3 rRNA genes are annotated in these 1507 nt (G+C 46.3%); all 3 read right to left on the bottom strand.

The features are described 5' to 3' along the window. A 16S ribosomal RNA gene (locus tag CVN76_RS04720) occupies window positions 1–262 on the bottom strand; the annotation flags it as partial. Window positions 263–845: 583 nt separating this feature from the next. Continuing rightward, window positions 846–961, bottom strand: a 5S ribosomal RNA gene (gene rrf, locus CVN76_RS04715). A 63-nt stretch (window positions 962–1024) separates the two neighbouring features. Next, window positions 1025–1507: ribosomal RNA gene (locus CVN76_RS04710) — 23S ribosomal RNA — on the bottom strand; the annotation flags it as partial.

Here is a 1507-nt window from a genome sequence, read left to right as displayed (position 1 = left end):
ACCAACTAGCTAATGCGCCGCGGGCCCATCTATAAGTGACAGCGTAAACCGTCTTTCCATCTTCTCTCATGCGAGAAAAGAACGTATCCGGTATTAGCTCCGGTTTCCCGAAGTTATCCCAGTCTTATAGGCAGGTTGCCCACGTGTTACTCACCCGTCCGCCGCTAATCTCAGGGAGCAAGCTCCCGTCGATTCGCTCGACTTGCATGTATTAGGCACGCCGCCAGCGTTCGTCCTGAGCCAGGATCAAACTCTCCGAAGAAATGTTTGACTTGCTCATTTGCTTTTTTGATAGTGTGTGCTCACTTAAAATTTAAACGTTGGCGCTTTGTTTTGTTCAGTTTTCAAAGAGCAATTTTCACAATCGTCTGTTTCGACGGCTTGTTTATTCATCATAACACACTATTGATTAGTTGTCAACTTCTGCGAAGTTTTTAACTTATTTTAAATCGCTGTGTTTCTCAGCGACCATTTCATCTTATCATTTTCATAGTAAGAAGTCAATAGTTATTATTCCTTTTAGTAATCTACCAAAAGCGGATGAAATTTTTGTTTGTCTTACGTGGTGCTTATTTATATTAATCCTATTCCAGCTTAAAGTCAATACATTTCATAATAAATAATTCACACACTAAATGTCCTCGAATTAACATGATTAGGTTGGGGGTCGAATTATTGGCTGTCTGGGACGAATTATCTCTTTGAAGGTCGAATTATATGCTGCCCGGGACGATTTATTTCAATTGAAGGCCGAATTATCCGTTGATTTCCCTTCCCCCCCAAAAAAAACGATCATATAATGGCGCAAAAAAAGACCAGCCGGATGGCTGATCTTTTTTCTAATGGCTTGGCGGCGTCCTACTCTCACAGGGGGAGACCCCCAACTACCATCGGCGCTGAAGAGCTTAACTGCCGTGTTCGGAATGGGAACGGGTGTGACCTCTTCGCTATCGCCACCAAACATATGAGGAACGTTGTTCCTTCAAAACTAGATAATAAGAAGGTATTTCATTTTTTTAAAGCGTTGGTTAAGTCCTCGATCTATTAGTATCAGTCAGCTCCACATGTCGCCACGCTTCCACCTCTGACCTATCAACCTGATCATCTTTCAGGGATCTTACTAGCTTGCGCCATGGGAAATCTCATCTTGAGGGGGGCTTCATGCTTAGATGCTTTCAGCACTTATCCCGTCCGCACGTAGCTACCCAGCTATGCCTTTGGCAAGACAACTGGTACACCAGCGGTGCGTCCATCCCGGTCCTCTCGTACTAAGGACAGCTCCTCTCAAATTTCCTGCGCCCGCGACGGATAGGGACCGAACTGTCTCACGACGTTCTGAACCCAGCTCGCGTACCGCTTTAATGGGCGAACAGCCCAACCCTTGGGACCGACTACAGCCCCAGGATGCGATGAGCCGACATCGAGGTGCCAAACCTCCCCGTCGATGTGGACTCTTGGGGGAGATAAGCCTGTTATCCCCGGGGTAGCTTTTATCCGTTGAGCGATG

It is taken from the genome of Bacillus sp. mrc49 (assembly GCF_002803435.1).
The sequence above is the reverse complement of the archived record's forward strand: the minus strand, read 5'-3'. Positions and strand labels throughout refer to the sequence as shown.